Raw genomic sequence first — 17,376 nt, forward strand, 5'->3', positions numbered from 1 at the left:
TAAAACCGCAGGTGACGTCATGGCCACATCTCAACCCTTGCAACTGCTGGCGCCTTTGGCTGGCGTGCTGATACCGCTGGATCAAGTACCCGATCAGGTGTTTTCCAGCCGCGTGATCGGCGACGGTCTGTGCATCGACCCGACTTCGTCAACGCTGTGCGCGCCGCTGGCCGGGGTGATCAGCAACGTACAGGCCAGCGGGCATGCCGTGAGCATCACCGATGACCACGGCGTTCAGGTGTTGCTGCACATCGGTCTTGATACGGTGAACCTCGCCGGTCAGGGATTCACCCGATTGGTTGAAGAAGGTCAGCGGGTGGAATTCGGTCAGGCACTGATCGAGTTCGATGCCGACTACATCGCTTTGCATGCCCGCAGTTTGATGACGCTGATGCTGGTGGTCAGCGGCGAGCCTTTCACCTGGCTGACCGTGCCAACCGGTCTGGTCGAAACCGGCCAGCCATTGCTGAGCCTCGCCAGTGCAGAAACCACCGCCGAGGAGCCTGCGACGCCACAAGGCGAAGCGTTTTTCTCCCAGTTCTTGAAATTGCCCAATCCCAATGGCCTGCATGCGCGTCCGGCAGCGGTTTTCGCCCAGGCGGCGAAGGGTTTTGCAGCAAAAATCCTTCTGCACAAACAACAGGCCGAAGCCAACGCCAAATCTCTGGTGGCGATCATGGCGCTGCAGACCGCTTTGGGTGACAGCGTGCGGGTCAGTGCAGTGGGCGAAGATGCTGAGGCTGCTATCAGTGCGCTCTCCCGGTTGCTGGCCGAGGGTTGTGGTGAGGCGGTGACCGCGCTGCCGGTGGAGGTTCAAGTCGAGACCATCGAGCCTGAGAGTCCGGGTGTTCTGCTGGGGGTCTGCGCTTCACCGGGTTCGGCGTTGGGGCGAGTGATGCAGGTCACCGAGTCGAAGCTCGACGTGAGCGAATTTGGTGCCGGCCCGGCTATCGAACAGGAGGCTTTGGCCAATGCTCTGATCGAGGCGGATATGGCCTTGCAGCATTTGCGCGATACCGCCACCGGCGAGGCCGAGGCCGAGATCTTCAAGGCGCATCAGGAGCTGCTCGAAGATCCAAGCCTGCTCGATCAGGCCCAGGCGTTGATCGCCGAAGGCAAAAGCGCCGCGTTCGCATGGCGCGCCGCCACCGAGACAACAGCGACACTTTTCCAGCAACTGGGCAGTGCGTTGCTGGCCGAAAGGGCGGCGGATCTGGCTGACGTCGGCCAGCGCGTACTGAAACTGATCCTCGGGATTCGCGAGCATGCGCTGGAGCTGCCGGCCGGGACCATTCTGATTGCCGATCAACTGACACCATCACAGACGGCCGGGCTCGATACGAGCAAAGTGCTGGGATTCGCCACGGTCGGCGGTGGTGCGACCAGTCACGTGGCGATTCTGGCGCGGGCCTGTGGTTTACCGGCAATCTGCGGGATGCCTGTGCACATGCTGGCGCTGGCCAACGGCTCACAGGTGTTGCTCGATGCCGACAAGGGCGAGTTACAGGTGCATCCGGACGCCGTGGCGATCAATCAATGGCAGGCCAGGCACGAGCAACAACACCAGCGCCGTCAGCACGAACACGCGCAGGCAACACTGGCGGCCTGTACCCGCGACGGACATCACATCGAAGTGACCGCCAACGTCGCTTCGCTGAGCGAGACTGAACAAGCGATGGGCCTGGGTGGTGCGGGCGTGGGGCTTTTACGCTCGGAGTTTCTTTATCTGGATCGCAACCACGCACCGACTGGCGACGAACAAGCGTCGACCTACAGCGCCATCGCCCGGGCCGTGGGGCCGTCACACAATCTGGTGGTGCGCACACTGGATGTCGGCGGTGACAAACCTCTGACCTACGTGCCAATGGACAGCGAAACCAATCCATTTCTCGGGTTGCGCGGGATCCGCCTGTGTCTGGAGCGCCCGCAGCTGTTGCGCGAACAGTTCCGGGCAATCCTTGGCAGTGTCGGTCTGACCCGCCTGCACATCATGTTGCCGATGGTCACGCAGCTCTCGGAGCTGCATCAGGCTCGGCAGATGCTGGAGCAGGAAGCGCTGGCGCTCGGCCTGGTCGAGCTGCCCAAACTGGGGATCATGATCGAAGTGCCGGCGGCGGCATTGATGGCCGATCTGTTTGCGCCGCACGTGGATTTCTTTTCGATCGGCACCAACGATCTCACCCAATACACCTTGGCCATGGATCGCGATCATCCGCGTCTGGCCAGTCAGGCCGACAGCTTTCATCCCTCGGTATTGCGCCTGATCGCCATGACCGTGAAAGCCGCGCATGCCTACGGCAAATGGGTCGGTGTGTGTGGGGCAATGGCCTCCGAACGTCTGGCCGTGCCGTTGTTGCTCGGGTTAGGCGTAGATGAGCTGTCGGTCAGCGTGCCGCAAATACCGGCGATCAAAGCCGCAGTGCGCGAGGTGCATCTGCTCGACTGCAAAGCCATCGCCGAGCAGGTGCAGGGGCTGGAAAGCGCTGAAGAAGTGCGCGAGGCGCTGCGCCTGTATCACGAGGCGACGGTCGATACTCTACGGGTTCTGGAGAACTGAACATGTTCGATAAATTGCAGAAAGCCTTCTGGAAAGCGCTGACCCCGGATCTGGTAGTGGACGAGCCGAACGTGCAGGCCGTACCTGTCGAGGGGCTGAGTGCGCAGATCGTGGTGGCGCTGGGGGGAGTGGATAACCTCGAATCGCAACAACCGGCGGCGTTGACCCGAGTGCGAGTGACGTTGCGCGATGTCTCGCGCATGGATCGCCAGGCGTTGAGCGATGCCGGTGTCGCCGGCGTCATGCCGTTGGAGGGCGGTGTGGTGCACCTGATTACCGGCCTGCGACCTCAAGCCGATTGACGATGTGCGGCCTCAGGTCGCCCTTACTGTTTCGCAATTGCAGGTGTATCGTATTCGCCTTTTACGGGCCTTCAGGGTCCGTCGCTGATACGTGAGGTAGTTGAGTTCATGTCCTTTACCCGTCGCCAAATCCTCGGTGGCCTGGCCGGTCTTGTTGTCGTTGGCGTGGGAGCGGGGGGCGCGTCGCGTTACTGGCTGGGCAAAATGGCTGACGCTGAGGCTGGTCACGACTATGAGCTGATCGCCGCGCCACTGGACGTCGAACTGGTGCCGGGGCACAAGACCGAAGCCTGGGCGTTCGGCCCGTCGGCGCCGGGCACCGAGTTGCGCGTGCGTCAGGGTGAATGGCTGCGGGTGCGCTTCATCAATCACCTGCCGGTGGCGACCACCATTCACTGGCATGGCATTCGCCTGCCGCTGGAAATGGACGGCGTGCCTTACGTGTCGCAGTTGCCGGTGCTGCCGGGCGAATACTTCGACTACAAATTCCGTGTGCCGGACGCCGGCAGCTACTGGTATCACCCGCATGTCAGCAGCAGCGAAGAACTCGGTCGCGGGTTGGTCGGGCCGCTGATCATCGAAGAGCGCGAACCGACCGGTTTCAAGTACGAAAAGACCCTGAGCCTGAAAAACTGGCACATCGACGACGAAGGCAAATTCGTCGAATTCAGCATCCCGCGTGAGGCCGCGCGTGGCGGTACGGCGGGGCGGTTGTCGACCATCAACGGCGTGCCGTTGCCAGTGATCGAATTACCGGCAGGGCAGATCACGCGAGTGCGACTGCTCAACCTCGATAACACCCTGACGTATCGCATCAACATCCCGGGTGTCGAAGCGAAGATCTATGCGCTGGACGGCAACCCGGTCGAACCACGGCCGCTGGGCAAGGAATACTGGCTTGGCCCGGGCATGCGTATTTGCCTGGCGATCAAGGCGCCAGCGGCTGGCGAAGAACTGTCGCTGCGCAACGGCCCGGTTCGACTGGGCACCTTGCGTTCGGTGGCCAACACCGACGCCCCGACTGAATGGCCGAAAGCCTTGCCAGCCAATCCGGTGGCCGAGCCGGATCTGGCGAATGCCGAGAAACTCAACTTCAATTTCGAATGGGTCGGGTCGGTGTCGGTCAATGTCGACAACGGCAAGCCGCCAAGTCTGTGGCAGATCAACGGCAAGGCCTGGGACATCACCGACAAGACCTGTGCCGATCGGCCGATTGCCAGTCTGAAACTGGGCCAGAGCTATATTTTCGAATTGAAGAACATGACGCAGTATCAGCACCCGATTCATTTGCACGGCATGAGCTTCAAGGTGATTGCGTCGAACCGGCACAAGATCATTCCGTACTTCACCGACACCTATCTGCTGGGCAAGAACGAGCGTGCGCAAGTGGCGCTGGTGGCTGATAACCCGGGGGTATGGATGTTCCATTGCCATGTGATCGACCACATGGAAACCGGCCTGATGGCCGCCATCGAGGTGAAGTGATGCGCCAGATTCGCCCCGCAGCGATCATCGACCGCAGCCGTGATCGCGATTTCATGCACGAAGCCCTGGCCCTCGCCGCGCAAGGCGCAGCCCTCGGCGAAGTGCCTGTGGGCGCAGTGCTGGTGCAGGATGGCGAAATTATCGGGCGCGGTTTCAACTGCCCGATCACCGGAAGCGACCCCAGCGCCCACGCAGAAATGGTCGCGATCCGCGCCGCTGCTCAAGCCGTGAACAACTATCGCTTGCCGGGCAGCACGCTGTACGTGACGCTGGAGCCGTGCAGCATGTGCGCCGGGTTGATCGTGCATTCGCGCATTGCGCGGGTGGTGTACGGCGCGCTGGAGCCGAAGGCGGGGATTGTGCAGAGTCAGGGGCAGTTTTTTACCCAGGGCTTTCTCAACCATCGGGTGCTATATGAAGGCGGGGTACTGGCGGAGGAGTGTGGGGCGGTGTTGACCGAGTTCTTCCGGGCGAGACGCGCTAAACCGGCTGAATAAACACGGATTCAATGTGGGAGCGAGCCTGCTCGCGAAAGCGTCCGTACATTCAACATGAATGGTGACGGACACACCGCTTTCGCGAGCAGGCTCGCTCCCACAGGGGGATCTCCGTTGTGCAGGAGATCGGGTTACTTCTTCGCCACAATCACCGCCCGCATCGGCGCCGGCAGTCCTTCGATCGTTTTGCTGTGATCCTCAGGATCCAGAAAGTCGCTCAGCGACTGATACTTCATCCATTCGGTTCCGCGCTGTTCCTCGACTGTTGTCGTACTCACATCGACACAACGAATGTCAGTGAAGCCGGCGCGGCGCAGCCACAGTTCCAATGCCGGCACCGACGGCAGGAACCACACGTTGCGCATCTGCGCGTAACGGTCTTCCGGCACCAGCACCTGATGTTTGTCGCCTTCAACCACCAGTGTTTCCAGTACCAGTTCACCACCCTTGACCAGGCAGTCCTTCAGCGCCAGCAAATGCTCGATCGGCGAACGGCGGTGGTAGAACACACCCATGGAAAACACCGTGTCGAAACCTTCAAGGTTTGGCGGCAGGTCTTCAAACGGGAACGGCAGGTGCCAGGCGTTTGGTTCGGACAGGTAACGCTGCACAGCCTGGAACTGGCAGAAGAACAGCCAGTTTGGATCGACGCCAATCACACTGTCCGCACCGGCACCGAGCATGCGCCACATGTAGTAACCATTGCCGCAACCGACATCGAGGATGCGTTTGCCTTTGAGGTCTAGGTGCGGGGCGACCCGTGACCACTTCCAGTCCGAACGCCATTCGGTGTCGACGTGCACGCCGAACAGATCGAACGGGCCTTTGCGCCATGGCGACAGGCCCATCAGCGCGGTGTGCATTTGCGCGCGGGTTTCATCGTCGCAATCGGTGTCGAGTTTCAAGCCGTTGAGCAGATCGACTTCGCTCGGCTGGATCTTCGGCAAGGCGTCCAGCGCACTTTGCCAGCGCTCCAGATCACCGTGGCCTTTCTCCATTTTCTTGTCGAGTTGCGCTTGCAGGGTGTTGGCCCAGTCGGCCAGCGGGGTACCGGCCAGGCGGCGGGCGAGGGTGGACAGATCAATCATGGCAAGGCAATCAACGAGGCAAAGTTAAGACACTGGAACCACGGCACGACTTTCGAGAACCCGGCGGCCAAGAGGCGTCCGCGGTGTTCTTCGAGGCTGTCGGGCTTCATGACATTTTCGATGGCGCTGCGCTTCTGGGCGATTTCCAGTTCGCTGTAGCCGTTGGCGCGTTTGAACGCGACGTGCAGATCGGTGAGCAAGGCGTGTTCTTCGGCATCGTTGAAGCGCAACTTCTCCGAGAGAATCAATGCGCCGCCGGGCAGCAACGATTGGCGGATACGCGAGAGCAGGGCGGTGCGCTGATCCGGAGCGATAAATTGCAGCGTGAAGTTCAGCGCCACCACCGAAGCTGGCTGGAAGTCGAGCGCGAGGATATCGCCTTCGATCACTTCGACCGGCAGCAACTCCTGGAACATCGAGTTCTGGCCATTGAGGTATTCACGGCAACGCTCGACCATCGCCGCCGAGTTATCCACAGCGATCACTCGGCAACCGTCGGTGCGCACATGGCGGCGCAGTGCCTGAGTCACTGCTCCGAGCGAGGCGCCGAGGTCGTAGAGCACGCTGTTTGGCTGGGCAAATTGCGCAGCGAGCACGCCGAGGTTTTCGACGATGGTCGGATAGCCCGGCACCGAGCGCTTGATCATGTCCGGGAACACCCGCACTACGTCTTCGTTGAAGGCGAAGTCAGGCACCTGGGCCAAAGGCTGGGCGAAAATGCGATCGGGTTCTTTGCTCACGGCGGTTTCCGGCGGTGTCGGTGGAAAAGGCCGGCATTTTAGCCAAAGTGGCGCGGGGATGCTTGGGTTGTCCGACGTGGCGAGGGGATTTATCCCCAATGGGTTGCGAAGCGGCCCCAAAACCGGTCAGCACGGTATGTCAGGCAGACCGCGTGCATAGGTTTTACGACTGCTGCGCAGCCGGTCGGGGATGAATCCCCTCACCACAGGATTTAGCGGTGTTTTTGGGAGAAGGCCGACGCCGCGATGCCCCACTGCCCAAGCCAATAGCTGAGGATGATGATGTACGGCGCGGCATTGAACGGCGCGACGAAGCGGTTGATGCCGATCACGCTGTCGGAGAACACAAACATCACTGCACCTGCCGCAGCCAGCAACGCCGAACGCTTCGGCACATCAGTTCCCAGGCGAGCGAGGGCGCGCCAGAGCATCGCGCTGATGGCGGTGGCGTAAACAATCACGGGAATCAGCAATGGCCCGAGTCCGCTGGAAATCAGAATGCCCAGCAGCACCGCGCCGACAACGACGGCGAGCACCAGCGGCAACAGCGCCAGACGTTTGCAATCGCTGAGGTAAGCCTTGAGGTACGCCAGATGTGCAACCAGAAACGCTCCGAGGCCAAACACAAACAAATCCCCCGGCCACGCGAGCAATACATCGCCGAGCAGCGAGAAAATCAGTCCAAGGCTGATCCAGCGCCGATAGTCGCTGGGCGGGGCGTCGTGTAGCCAGCCGAGCAGCGCCAGCACCGGTAACGGTTTGACCAACAGGCAAAGCAGCGCCGCGTGGGTGCTCACACCGTAGAGAAAAGTCACCGCGCCCATCAGCGCCAGAATCAGCCAGCCCACGATCAGTTCACCGAAATGGCGCAGTCAAAGGTTTCCACCGGCAACACTTCCGGTGCCCACGGCTGTTGCGAGGTCAAGCGCAGACGCCCGGTGCCGGGGGCGAAAGCCTGGAAGCGCCAAGTCGAAAGGCCGGCAGCGCCGACCACACCGGCATCTTCCGGGTTGCTGTAAACCTCGGGGCTGAGCGCACGCAACACGCCACCGGCCGAATCTTGAATGGCCCAGCGATAACCCGTGGTCGGGTTGCTGGGCAACATCACGATCAGGTTTTGCCCGTTGGTGAGCCGCACGGGGCATTCGCTCTGTTTTTCCACGGTCACGTTGTGTTTCGGCTGCGTGGCGCAAGCGGCCAGCAAGGAAAGGGCGAGGGGGACAAACAGGCGAGTGGGGGACATAAGGTCAGCGGCTCCGGCGTTTACGACGAACGGCGAGCATAACTGAAGATGAGACAAAGTGTGACAGTCAGGGGAGGGGTTGTCAGGACTGACGCCTTCGCGAGCAGGCTCGCTCCCACAGTGGGCAGCGGTGTTCACAATTTCTGTGTTCACTGCACAACCCTGTGGGAGCGAGCCTGCTCGCGAAAGCGGTAGAGCCGGCGCTACCGAGTTATCAGAAGAGCACCTTCGCCACATCAGCAAAGCGCTTGGCAAAGTGCACGGTAATACCTTCCTTCAAATACTCCGGCAATTCGTCGAAGTTGCCACGGTTCGGCTCCGGCAAAATCAGTTCGAAAATCTTCTGCCGCCGCGCCGCAATCACCTTTTCGCGCACCCCGCCAATCGGCAGCACATGCCCGGTCAGCGTTAACTCGCCGGTCATCGCCACGCCTTTTTTCGGCGCTTGATTACGCGCGAGTGAGAGCAGGGCACTGGCCATGGTCACGCCGGCGCTCGGGCCGTCCTTTGGTGTCGCGCCTTCTGGCACGTGCAAGTGAACGAAGGCTTCGTCGAAGAACTTCGCGTCTCCACCAAATTGCTTGAGGTTCGAGCTGACATAGCTGTAAGCGATCTCCGCCGATTCCTTCATCACATCACCCAGTTGCCCGGTGAGTTTGAAACCACGGTTGAGCGTGTGAATCCGCGTCGCTTCGATCGGCAATGTGGCGCCGCCCATGCTGGTCCACGCCAGGCCGGTGATGACGCCAGTGCCGGACAGAACCTGCTCATTACGGAACACCGGATGACCGAGCGAGGCTTCCAGATCTTTCGGCCCGAGTTTGATCACCGCTTTCGGCTCGTCGATCAGCTTCATCACCGCTTTGCGCACCAGTTTGCCCAGTTGTTTTTCCAACTGACGCACGCCGGCTTCACGGGCGTAACCGTCGATCAAGGCTTTGAGGGCGCTGTCGCTGATGCTCAGGCTGCCTTTGGACACGCCGGCCTTTTCCAGCAGTTTCGGCCACAGGTGACGCTTGGCGATGGCGACTTTTTCTTCGGTGATGTAGCCCGACAGGCGAATCACTTCCATTCGGTCCAGCAATGGGCCAGGGATCGAATCCAATGTGTTGGCGGTGCAGACGAACAGGACTTTCGACAGGTCCATGCGCAGGTCGAGGTAGTGGTCGAGGAATTCGACGTTCTGCTCCGGGTCGAGGGTTTCCAGCAGCGCCGAGGCCGGGTCGCCCTGGTAGCTCTGGCCCATCTTGTCGATCTCGTCGAGCATGATCACCGGGTTCATCACATCGACGTCTTTCAACGCCTGCACCAGTATGCCCGGCTGCGCGCCCATGTAGGTGCGGCGGTGGCCCTTGATCTCGGCTTCGTCGCGCATGCCACCGAGGCTGAAGCGGTAGAACGGTCGTCCGAGGGATTCGGCGATGGATTTACCGACACTGGTTTTACCCACGCCCGGCGGGCCAACCAGCAGCACGATGGAACCGCTGATTTCGCCTTTGTAAGCACCGACGGCGAGGAATTCGAGGATGCGATCCTTGATGTCGTCGAGGCCGGCGTGGTGTTTGTCGAGGACTTTACGTGCGTGCTTGAGGTCGAGTTTGTCTTCGCCGTACACGCCCCACGGCACCGAGGTCGCCCAGTCGAGGTAGTTGCGGGTGACCGCGTACTCCGGCGAGCCGGTTTCGAGGATCGACAGCTTGTGCATTTCTTCTTCGAGGCGCTTTTGCACCTGCGCCGGCAGGACTTTGCCTTCCAGACGCTGTTCGAACTGTTCAAGGTCGGCGCTGCGGTCGTCCTTGGTCAGGCCGAGTTCCTGCTGGATGACTTTGAGTTGTTCTTTTAGGAAGAACTCGCGCTGATGCTCGCCGATCTTGCGGTTAACTTCCGCCGAAATCTCTTTTTGCAGGCGCGCGACTTCGACTTCCTTGCGCAGCATCGGCAGGACTTTTTCCATGCGCTTGAGCATCGGCACACAGTCGAGCACTTCTTGCAGCTCGGGGCCGGTGGCGGACGTCAGGGCGGCGGCGAAGTCGGTCAGCGGCGACGGGTCGTTGGGGCTGAAGCGGTTGAGGTAGTTTTTCAGCTCTTCGCTGTACAGCGGGTTGAGCGGCAGCAGTTCCTTGATCGCGTTGATCAGCGCCATGCCGTAGGCCTTGACCTCGTCGGTCGGCTCGGTGGGCTGATGCGGGTATTCGACTTCGACCAGATACGGCGGGCGGTGGTGTTTGAGCCAGGTTTTGATGCGTACGCGGCTCAGGCCCTGGGCGACGAATTGGAGTTTGCCGTTTTCGCGACTGGCGTGGTGGACTTTGACCAGAGTGCCGTATTGCGGCAATGCGTCGGTGTTGAAGTGGCGCGGGTCTTCCTGGGGGGTGTCCATGAAGAACAGGGCCAGGGAGTGGTGTTCGGATTTGCTGACCAGTTCGAGGGTTTCGGCCCAGGGTTCTTCGTTGACGATGACTGGCAGGACTTGTGCCGGGAAGAACGGGCGGTTGTGGATCGGGATGATGTAGACCTTGTCCGGCAAGTTCTGGCCGGGCAGGGCGAGGCCTTTGCCGGAGGCGGTGTGTTCGATGTGTTCGGCTTCGGTGTAGTCGTCGGGGCTTTCAGGGAATTCTTGCTGGTCGCTCATGGGGCACCTGCGCAATTGGGTATGGGTGTTAGATGGGGCAGGGCTTGAGTGGTTTCAATGGGGGTGGGTGTTTCTGGTTGTGTGTTCAGGGTTTTGACAGGGTTCACGCTTTGGACTTGGCGGCCTTTGGGCCGACCATGTTCTTGGGGTTTTGGGGGTATATCCGTTTTTGCGGTGCCGCTGCTGGCGGTTTCGCTTTTACAGCGAGTCACTTTTGCAGACGCCCAAAAGTAACCAAAACGCTGGGCCCCGGCGTGCGGCCCGCTCGCTGGGGCTCGGGGTTCCTTCGTTACGGTGCTCATCCGGGGGCATCGCCTCCGGTTTGCTTCGCTGCACCTCCTCTCGATGTGTTCGACTTCGTCGAACGGCGCTGCGCGCCTACCCCCGGATGAACACCTTCACTCAGCCTGCCGAAGGGGCCGGTACGTCAAAAGCTGCAGCCGAGCTAACGCTCATCCTGTTGAGTGGTGAGGAGCGCTCGCTTGGCTTTTGTTTTGTGGTGGGTTTGCCCACCCCAGCCCTCTCCCTAGGGAGAGGAGGCCTATTTGTGGGCTTTTCAAAATCTGAGTTCGCCTCGGTATTTCACGTCGGCGTACTTCTTTCAAACACCTCGGTCAGTCCCCTCTCCCTTTGGGAGAGGGTTAGGGTGAGGGGCTTTTCAGCTGTGTGTTGGGGATTGGGAAATTTCGTGGTTATCCAGCACGCGGTTCACCGCCAGTTCCGCCAGCATGATGATTTGCTGGATCGCCAAAATCGTGCGCCGTTGCGGGAGGTCAATGTAGGCGGCGATGTCGCTGGTCATGAGGCTGGCTTGTGCCAGGGATTCGCAGGCATGTACCAGCAGGCTTTCGCTGTCTTGATCGGGCGCGACCTGGAACATGGTGCTGGGTTTGTGGAACCGCAAGGTGAGCGCGTTGGGTTTGAGGTAGTGGTCGAGGGCGCGTTCGGCGGCTTCGTGGAATTTCTTCGAATCGGGGGATTGGTAGGGCGAGGTGTCGTTGGTTTCTGGTGGATTTGGTGTTGGCTTTTTCATGATGAATACTCAGTTTGTGAAAGTGGAGCTGCCTTCGATTGCCGCGACGCAATCTGAGGTGGCAGCTGTACGCGGGTTCGCGGACCGATAACTGAGAAATCGGCATACCTCCAAGGACGGTATCCCGCGCACAGCCGCCATGACACAAACAACGGGCACCGAGGTGCCGTCAGGTTGGCGATTATGCATCAGTTATCGGGCCGCGACGCCCCATCGCTGAATTTGCAGCGACCCACCGAGCCTATCCATCCCATTTCCGACGCACAACCGACGCGAGTTGTCGGAAAACTCCGCGCAATCTTCAGCATCTGTAGGACAAGCACAATTCCTACAACCCCACACATTCCAACCTGTAGGAGCTGCCGAAGGCTGCGATCTTTTGACGTTGATTGTCAGAAACAAGATCAAAAGATCGCAGCCTTCGGCAGCTCCTACAGGGGGAATTGTTGGTAACAAAAAAGGCGACATCCCTCACAGGATGTCGCCTTTGTTTTACCGCCGCTAACGCTTATTCCGGCAGTTTGTAAGCAATCACATAGTCACCCATTTTGGTGCCCAGCGAGCCGTGGCCGCCGACAACGAGCAGGACGTATTGCTTGCCGTCCTTGCCGGTGTAGGTCATCGGGGTCGCTTGGCCGCCAGCCGGCAGACGCGCTTTCCACAACTCTTTACCGGAGTTGACGTCGTAGGCGCGCAGGTACTGGTCGAGGGTGCCGCTGAGGAAGCCGACGCCGCCGGCCGTTACCATCGAGCCGCCCATGCTAGGGACGCCCAGGGTGAAGCCGATCGGGATTGGCGAGCTGTCGCGGCTGGTGCCGTTTTTGCGTTTCCACACGACTTTGCTGGTGGTCAGGTCGATACCGGCGACGTAGCCCCAGGCCGGGGCCTGGCACGGTACGCCGAATGGCGACATGAACGGGTGCATGATCACCGCGTATGGCGCGCCGGTGTTCGGTTGCACGCCAGCGGTTTCGCTCTCGCGCTTGCTGCCGGCGGCGACTTGCTCGCGTGGCACCATTTTCGAGACGAAGGCCATGTAGTTCGGGCTGGTGAACAGCATCTGACGAACCGGATCGACCGACACGCCGCCCCAGTTGAACACGCCAACGTTACCCGGGTAGATCAGGCTGCCCTGTTCCGACGGCGGGGTGTACTGGCCTTCATAACGCAGTTCCTTGAACTGGATGCGGCACAGCATCTGGTCGAACGGGCTCGCGCCCCACATGGCTTTTTCGGTCAGTTCCGGGGCCAGCAGGTTGAGGTCCGAACGGGCCTGGGTCGGTGCGGTGCGGTCGCCTTTCACGGCGCCTTGCGGTACCGGGATTTCCTTGATCGGGATGATCGGCGTGCCGTCACGACGGTCGAGGACGTACAGGCTGCCCTGTTTGGTCGGAGCGATCAGCGCGGGTTTCACGCCGTCGGCGGTTTTCATGTCGAGCAGGGTTGGCTGGCTGCCAACGTCCATGTCCCACAGGTCGTGGTGGGTGAACTGGTAGTTCCAGCGCACTTTACCGGTGGCCAGGTCCAGCGCTACAACACCGGCGCTGAATTTCTCGGCGCCCGGGGTGCGGTCGGCGCCCCACTGGTCTGGGGTCTGGTTGCCCAGTGGCAGGTAAACCATGCCGAGTTTTTCGTCGACGCTGGCCAGCGACCACATGTTGGCCGAGTTACGGCTGTAGGTTTCGCCTGGGGCCAATGGCTCGGTGGCGTCGGGATTGTTGCTGTCCCAGTTCCACACCAAGTGACCGTCGCGCACGTCGTAGGCGCGGATCACGCCCGATGGCTCGTTGGTCGACTCGTTGTCGGTGACGTGACCGCCCATGATCACCAGATCACGGGTAATCGCGGCCGGCGAGGTGGAGTAGTAGCCACCGGCGGTGAACGGGCCGATGCCTTGGGTCAGGTCGACCACACCTTTGTTGCCGAAGTCTTCGCAGATTTTGCCGGTGTCGGCGTTCAGCGCGATCAGGCGCGCATCAGCGGTTGGCAGGTACAGACGACGTGGGCAGGCCTGAGCAACGGCTTTGCCAGCTTCGGAAATCACGGCGGAGGCCGCGTTTTCAGACTTGGCGTAAGCGGCTTCGTCGTAATACGACACGCCACGGCAGGTCATGTGGGCGAAGCCTTTGAAGCCGACCGGGCTCTTGATCTGCGGGTCGAAGCGCCACAGTTCTTTACCGGTGTCCGGGTCCAGTGCCAGCACTTTGCTGTGCGCGGTGCAGGCGTAGATCATGCCGTTGGCTTTGAGCGGGGTGTTTTCGTTGGTCAGCTCAACCGGGTCATCAGCGGTCGGCAGGTCGCCGGTCTGGATGCGCCAGGCTTCTTGCAGCTTGCCGACGTTGGCCGGGGTGATCTGCTTGAGCGGGGAATAACGATCACCGAATTCGCTGCGGCCGTAGGCCTGCCAGTCGCCATCAGGCATGGCTGGCGCGGTGCTGGTCATGTCGGCTGTGTCGCGGCCCAGTTCGCCGAAAGTTTCGCCCGGGTGGGTAAACAGGCTGGCCAGAGCCGTGACGCCGGCCAGAACCACCGCCACGGTCAGACCGCCGGTGCCCATTGGCGCAGGGCCGGCGAGCAGCAGCGGACGACGGAACCACGGCAGCAGCATCACGAAACCGAGGGCAAACCACAGCGCCAGACGCGGCACCAGTTGCCACCAGTCCAGACCGACTTCCCACAAGGCCCAAACAGTGCTTGCGAACAGCACGATGGCGTACAGGCCCAGCGCCGCGCGACGGCGCAGCAGCATCAGAATGCCGGTCAGCGTGATGCCGATACCGGCCAGCAGGTAGTACAGCGAGCCGCCGAGCATGCTCAGCTTGACTCCCCCGGCCAGCATGGCCAGGCCCATCAGTAGAAACAGAATGCCGAGCAGGCCCGGTAGCAGACGGCCCCGACTCGAAGCACTTACGGTGCTCATAGTGTGAATCTCCGTGACGTTTATGTAGTCCCGCGCTGTAGTCACTTTAGATGACGATTTGGCGTGGGCATGGTTCAGATAAAAACTTGTTTAGCTAACGAATTTTATGTGGGAGCGAGCCTGCTCGCGAAAGCGGTGTGTCAGTCGACTTCTTTGGTGAAGTTGAAATTGCTTTCGCGAGCAGGCGCGCTCCTACATTTGATCCGTGGTGTTGGTTAGAACGAGGACTGGATCTTCAGCCCCGCGATCAGTGCGTCATCGACCTTGTCCACGCCGCCCGGATGGCGGATGTATTGCAGGTTCGGGCGTACGGTCAGCCAGTTCGTCACGTGCACGCCGTAATACAGTTCGGCGCTGTATTCGGTGTCTTGCGGCGGCAGGAACGATGGATCGTCGTAGTCGTAGACCGCGTTGGCCCGGTTGCTCGCTTCGGCGTTTTTGCGATAGGCCGGGTTGACGTGCACGCGAGCCAGGGCGAAGCCGATGTCGTCTTTGGCGCGGGCGTCGAACGGGCCTTTGTAGGTGAGGCCGGCCTGGACGTAGTTGTCGATGGCGTTGGTTTTCTTGTCGTGCATCGTGGCGTTGGCGAACACGCTCAGGCCACGGCTGTTGTCGCTGGCGATGCTGGTGATCTGCTGCTGGGCACCGAACCACACGCCGTGTTTGCTCGACGCGCTGCGGTAGGCTTCGCCGCTCAGCGCTGCCGGTTGGCCATTGTTGTCTTTATAGACGTCAGTGGCCTTGGCGTTGCTGTAGTAGTAACCGGCGCGGTATTCGCCCGGCAGGCCATTGAGCTTTGGCGTCCACACCAGTTCCACCGGCAGGATCGCGCCTTGGGTGCCGCTGCCGCTGAGTTTGAAGCCGTTGCCGCGATCAAGGTTCGACGGGTTCTGCTCGTAGGCGCCGACCTGTGCGTACAGCTCCGGCGTCAGGTGATATTTGACGCGCAGCGCCCACTGGCTGACCGGCCAGTTGTACCAGATGCCGCCGACCCAGTTGCCGACCTGCGAACCGCAGAACGCCAGGTTCTGGAAGTCGCAGGGGAAGGTATTGAAGTCTTCGCCTTCGCCGAAACGGCCGACCTTGATGTCGAGTTTCTGATCGAAGAATTTCTGCTGGTACCACATCTGCGTCAGGCGCGTGGTCTGGCCACGGCCCCAGACTTCCTGAGCCGAGGTGAAGCCGCCGACGCGGGGATCGTTGATGCGGTCGTTGCTGATGTTGTTGCCGCTGCGTTTGGTGATGGTCAGTTGAAACTCGGCGTCGTCCCAGCCGAGGATCTTTTGCAGGTCCAAGTGTGTGCCGAGGCCGAACTGGTCGCTGTAACGTGCGGTGCGGTCGTGGTCGTAGCCGCCGTGCAGGTTGCTGCCCATTTCGCCGGTGTAATCGAGTTTGAAGTCGTAACCTTTTTCCGAGAGTTCGGTGCGCGTGCCGTTCCAGTCACCGAGCATGTACGGTGATTCGCTGTCGAACGCGGGAGCCGCGTGGGCGCAGGTGGCGAGGCCAAGGGCGGCGCAGCCGCCGATCACGCGCAGGGATGAGATAGCGCTGTCTCGGAAGAACGGAAAATCGGGCATAAAAGGGGTCTTTCTTGATCTTTTTTTGGGGATGAGCTGACCGCTACGATTTGACGCAGGCAGTGAAGCGATTCAGCGGAAAGGCGGCAGGATAATGATCTGTAACAAAAAGACAAAGGGGTTTTATTGACATGAACAGTTTCGGATTCGGTAACAGTGCGGCAAACGGGCGCATTGCGGGTCCGGTCGCAGGCTGCGATCTTTTCGGGTTGGCCTACATTTGATGCAAGGCCTTCCACCCGATCACCCCCTCGGCTAAGGTGCGCGGCTTCTGCATTTTCACTTCGTCCAAAGGCCTGGCATGAACGAACAATCCCCCGATCCGCTGCACGGCGTAACCCTCGAACAGATCCTCACCGCTCTCGTGGCCCATTACGAATGGTCTGGTTTGGCCGAGCGCATCGACATCCGTTGTTTCAAGAGCGATCCGAGCATCAAGTCGAGCCTGACGTTCCTGCGTAAAACCCCGTGGGCGCGGGAGAAGGTCGAGCGTCTGTACGTGAAACTGATGCGCACCAAGCGACCGCTCTGAGATGGACGCCGTATGGCGCCGACGCCTGATCATCCTCGCCGCCATGCTTGGCTGGGCGGGACTGGCCATTCAGCTGTACCTGATTTTCTTCGCGCGTTTGAGTGTCGGCGCCAGTCTGTTGGGCGGCCTGGTGAGTTTCTTCAGTTACTTCACGGTGTTGACCAACACGTTGGTGGCGACGGTGCTGACCTGCGCCGTCACGCCGCGTGAATCCGCCGCGCGCCGCTGGTTTTTGCAACCGTGGGTGAGCAGTGGGGTGGCGGTGAGTATTGTGGTGGTCGGTGTCGCTTATAGCCTTTTGCTGCGGCATTTATGGCACCCCGAAGGCTGGCAATTCATCGCTGACGAATTGCTTCACGACGTGATGCCGTTGCTGTTTCTGGGCTATTGGTGGTGTTGCGTACCCAAAGGCACCTTGCGTCTTTGGCATCTGCCGCTGTGGCTGATTTATCCGCTGGCGTATTTCGCTTATGCCTTGCTGCGCGGGCATGTGCTGGGGGCGTATGCGTATCCGTTCATTGATGTGTCGGTGCTGGGTTATCCACAGGTGTTCATCAATGCCGGGGGGATATTGGTGGGGTTTGTGGTGATTGGGTTGGCGGTGATTGGCCTCGATCGCTGGTCTCGGCCTCAACTGCACAGTTGATTGAAAACTGTGGCGAGGGGATTTATCCCCGATGGGCTGCGAAGCAGCCCTGATACCTGCCAGCGCGATTTACCTGATTCACCGAGGTGCTGGGTTGGGGCTGCTGCGCAGCCATCGGGGATAA

Annotated in this window: 14 protein-coding genes; 6 read left to right on the top strand and 8 right to left on the bottom strand. The window is 60.6% G+C overall.

Annotated elements, in window-relative coordinates; translation table 11 throughout:
* Nucleotides 1-19 precede the first annotated feature (19 nt).
* The 4 genes from ptsP to tadA all read left to right on the top strand — a co-directional run bounded on the left by ptsP (nucleotide 20) and on the right by tadA (nucleotide 4,841).
* A complete protein-coding gene (gene ptsP, locus ACIOVB_RS07695) occupies nucleotides 20-2,557 on the top strand; it encodes a phosphoenolpyruvate--protein phosphotransferase (RefSeq protein ID WP_401266371.1) in 2,538 nt (845 codons plus the stop codon).
* 2 nt (nucleotides 2,558-2,559) lie between these two features.
* A complete protein-coding gene (locus tag ACIOVB_RS07700; RefSeq protein WP_401266374.1) occupies nucleotides 2,560-2,859 on the top strand; it encodes a PTS glucose transporter subunit IIB in 300 nt (99 codons plus the stop codon).
* Between the two features lie 108 nt (nucleotides 2,860-2,967).
* A complete protein-coding gene (locus ACIOVB_RS07705; RefSeq protein ID WP_187680609.1) occupies nucleotides 2,968-4,344 on the top strand; it encodes a multicopper oxidase family protein in 1,377 nt (458 codons plus the stop codon).
* Nucleotides 4,344-4,841 (top strand): tRNA adenosine(34) deaminase TadA, encoded by a 498-nt coding sequence (tadA, locus tag ACIOVB_RS07710; protein ID WP_401266376.1) that lies wholly within the window; start codon nucleotides 4,344-4,346, stop codon nucleotides 4,839-4,841. The genes ACIOVB_RS07705 and tadA overlap by 1 nt, the downstream gene beginning before the upstream one ends.
* Before the next feature lie 131 nt (nucleotides 4,842-4,972).
* Here the strand turns inward: tadA and cmoB are convergent, their stop codons facing one another.
* The 8 genes from cmoB to ACIOVB_RS07750 form a co-directional block, all read right to left on the bottom strand.
* Nucleotides 4,973-5,929, bottom strand: coding sequence for a tRNA 5-methoxyuridine(34)/uridine 5-oxyacetic acid(34) synthase CmoB (cmoB, locus tag ACIOVB_RS07715; protein ID WP_401266378.1), 957 nt, complete (start codon nucleotides 5,927-5,929; stop codon nucleotides 4,973-4,975).
* Nucleotides 5,926-6,669, bottom strand: coding sequence for a carboxy-S-adenosyl-L-methionine synthase CmoA (gene cmoA, locus ACIOVB_RS07720; protein ID WP_401266381.1), 744 nt, complete (start codon nucleotides 6,667-6,669; stop codon nucleotides 5,926-5,928). The genes cmoB and cmoA overlap by 4 nt, the downstream gene beginning before the upstream one ends.
* Before the next feature lie 212 nt (nucleotides 6,670-6,881).
* Nucleotides 6,882-7,517 (bottom strand): lysoplasmalogenase, encoded by a 636-nt coding sequence (locus tag ACIOVB_RS07725; RefSeq protein WP_401266382.1) that lies wholly within the window; start codon nucleotides 7,515-7,517, stop codon nucleotides 6,882-6,884.
* Nucleotides 7,518-7,519: 2 nt separating this feature from the next.
* Nucleotides 7,520-7,912, bottom strand: a complete 393-nt coding sequence (locus tag ACIOVB_RS07730) for a protease inhibitor I42 family protein (protein WP_187680605.1) — start codon at nucleotides 7,910-7,912, stop codon at nucleotides 7,520-7,522.
* A gap of 214 nt (nucleotides 7,913-8,126) precedes the next feature.
* Nucleotides 8,127-10,544: an endopeptidase La gene (gene lon / locus ACIOVB_RS07735; RefSeq protein ID WP_401266385.1), complete on the bottom strand. Its 2,418-nt coding sequence runs from the start codon at nucleotides 10,542-10,544 to the stop codon at nucleotides 8,127-8,129.
* Between the two features lie 658 nt (nucleotides 10,545-11,202).
* Nucleotides 11,203-11,577, bottom strand: coding sequence for a DUF6124 family protein (locus ACIOVB_RS07740; RefSeq protein WP_401266387.1), 375 nt, complete (start codon nucleotides 11,575-11,577; stop codon nucleotides 11,203-11,205).
* 508 nt (nucleotides 11,578-12,085) lie between these two features.
* Nucleotides 12,086-14,497, bottom strand: coding sequence for a glucose/quinate/shikimate family membrane-bound PQQ-dependent dehydrogenase (locus ACIOVB_RS07745; RefSeq protein WP_401266389.1), 2,412 nt, complete (start codon nucleotides 14,495-14,497; stop codon nucleotides 12,086-12,088).
* 215 nt (nucleotides 14,498-14,712) lie between these two features.
* Nucleotides 14,713-16,074, bottom strand: coding sequence for a carbohydrate porin (locus ACIOVB_RS07750; protein WP_401266391.1), 1,362 nt, complete (start codon nucleotides 16,072-16,074; stop codon nucleotides 14,713-14,715).
* Nucleotides 16,075-16,375: 301 nt separating this feature from the next.
* Here ACIOVB_RS07750 and ACIOVB_RS07755 point away from each other — a divergent pair, with 301 nt between their 5' ends.
* The gene (locus ACIOVB_RS07755) at nucleotides 16,376-16,606 is read left to right on the top strand and encodes a VF530 family DNA-binding protein (protein WP_187680225.1); all 231 of its coding nucleotides are present in this window, start codon (nucleotides 16,376-16,378) and stop codon (nucleotides 16,604-16,606) included.
* A gap of 1 nt (nucleotide 16,607) precedes the next feature.
* Entirely contained in the window at nucleotides 16,608-17,252 is a 645-nt protein-coding gene (locus tag ACIOVB_RS07760) for a Pr6Pr family membrane protein (protein WP_401266394.1), read from the top strand.
* The last annotated feature ends 124 nt before the right edge of the window (nucleotides 17,253-17,376 follow it).

The organism is Pseudomonas sp. NPDC087639 (assembly GCF_044743385.1).
Taxonomy (GTDB): domain Bacteria; phylum Pseudomonadota; class Gammaproteobacteria; order Pseudomonadales; family Pseudomonadaceae; genus Aquipseudomonas.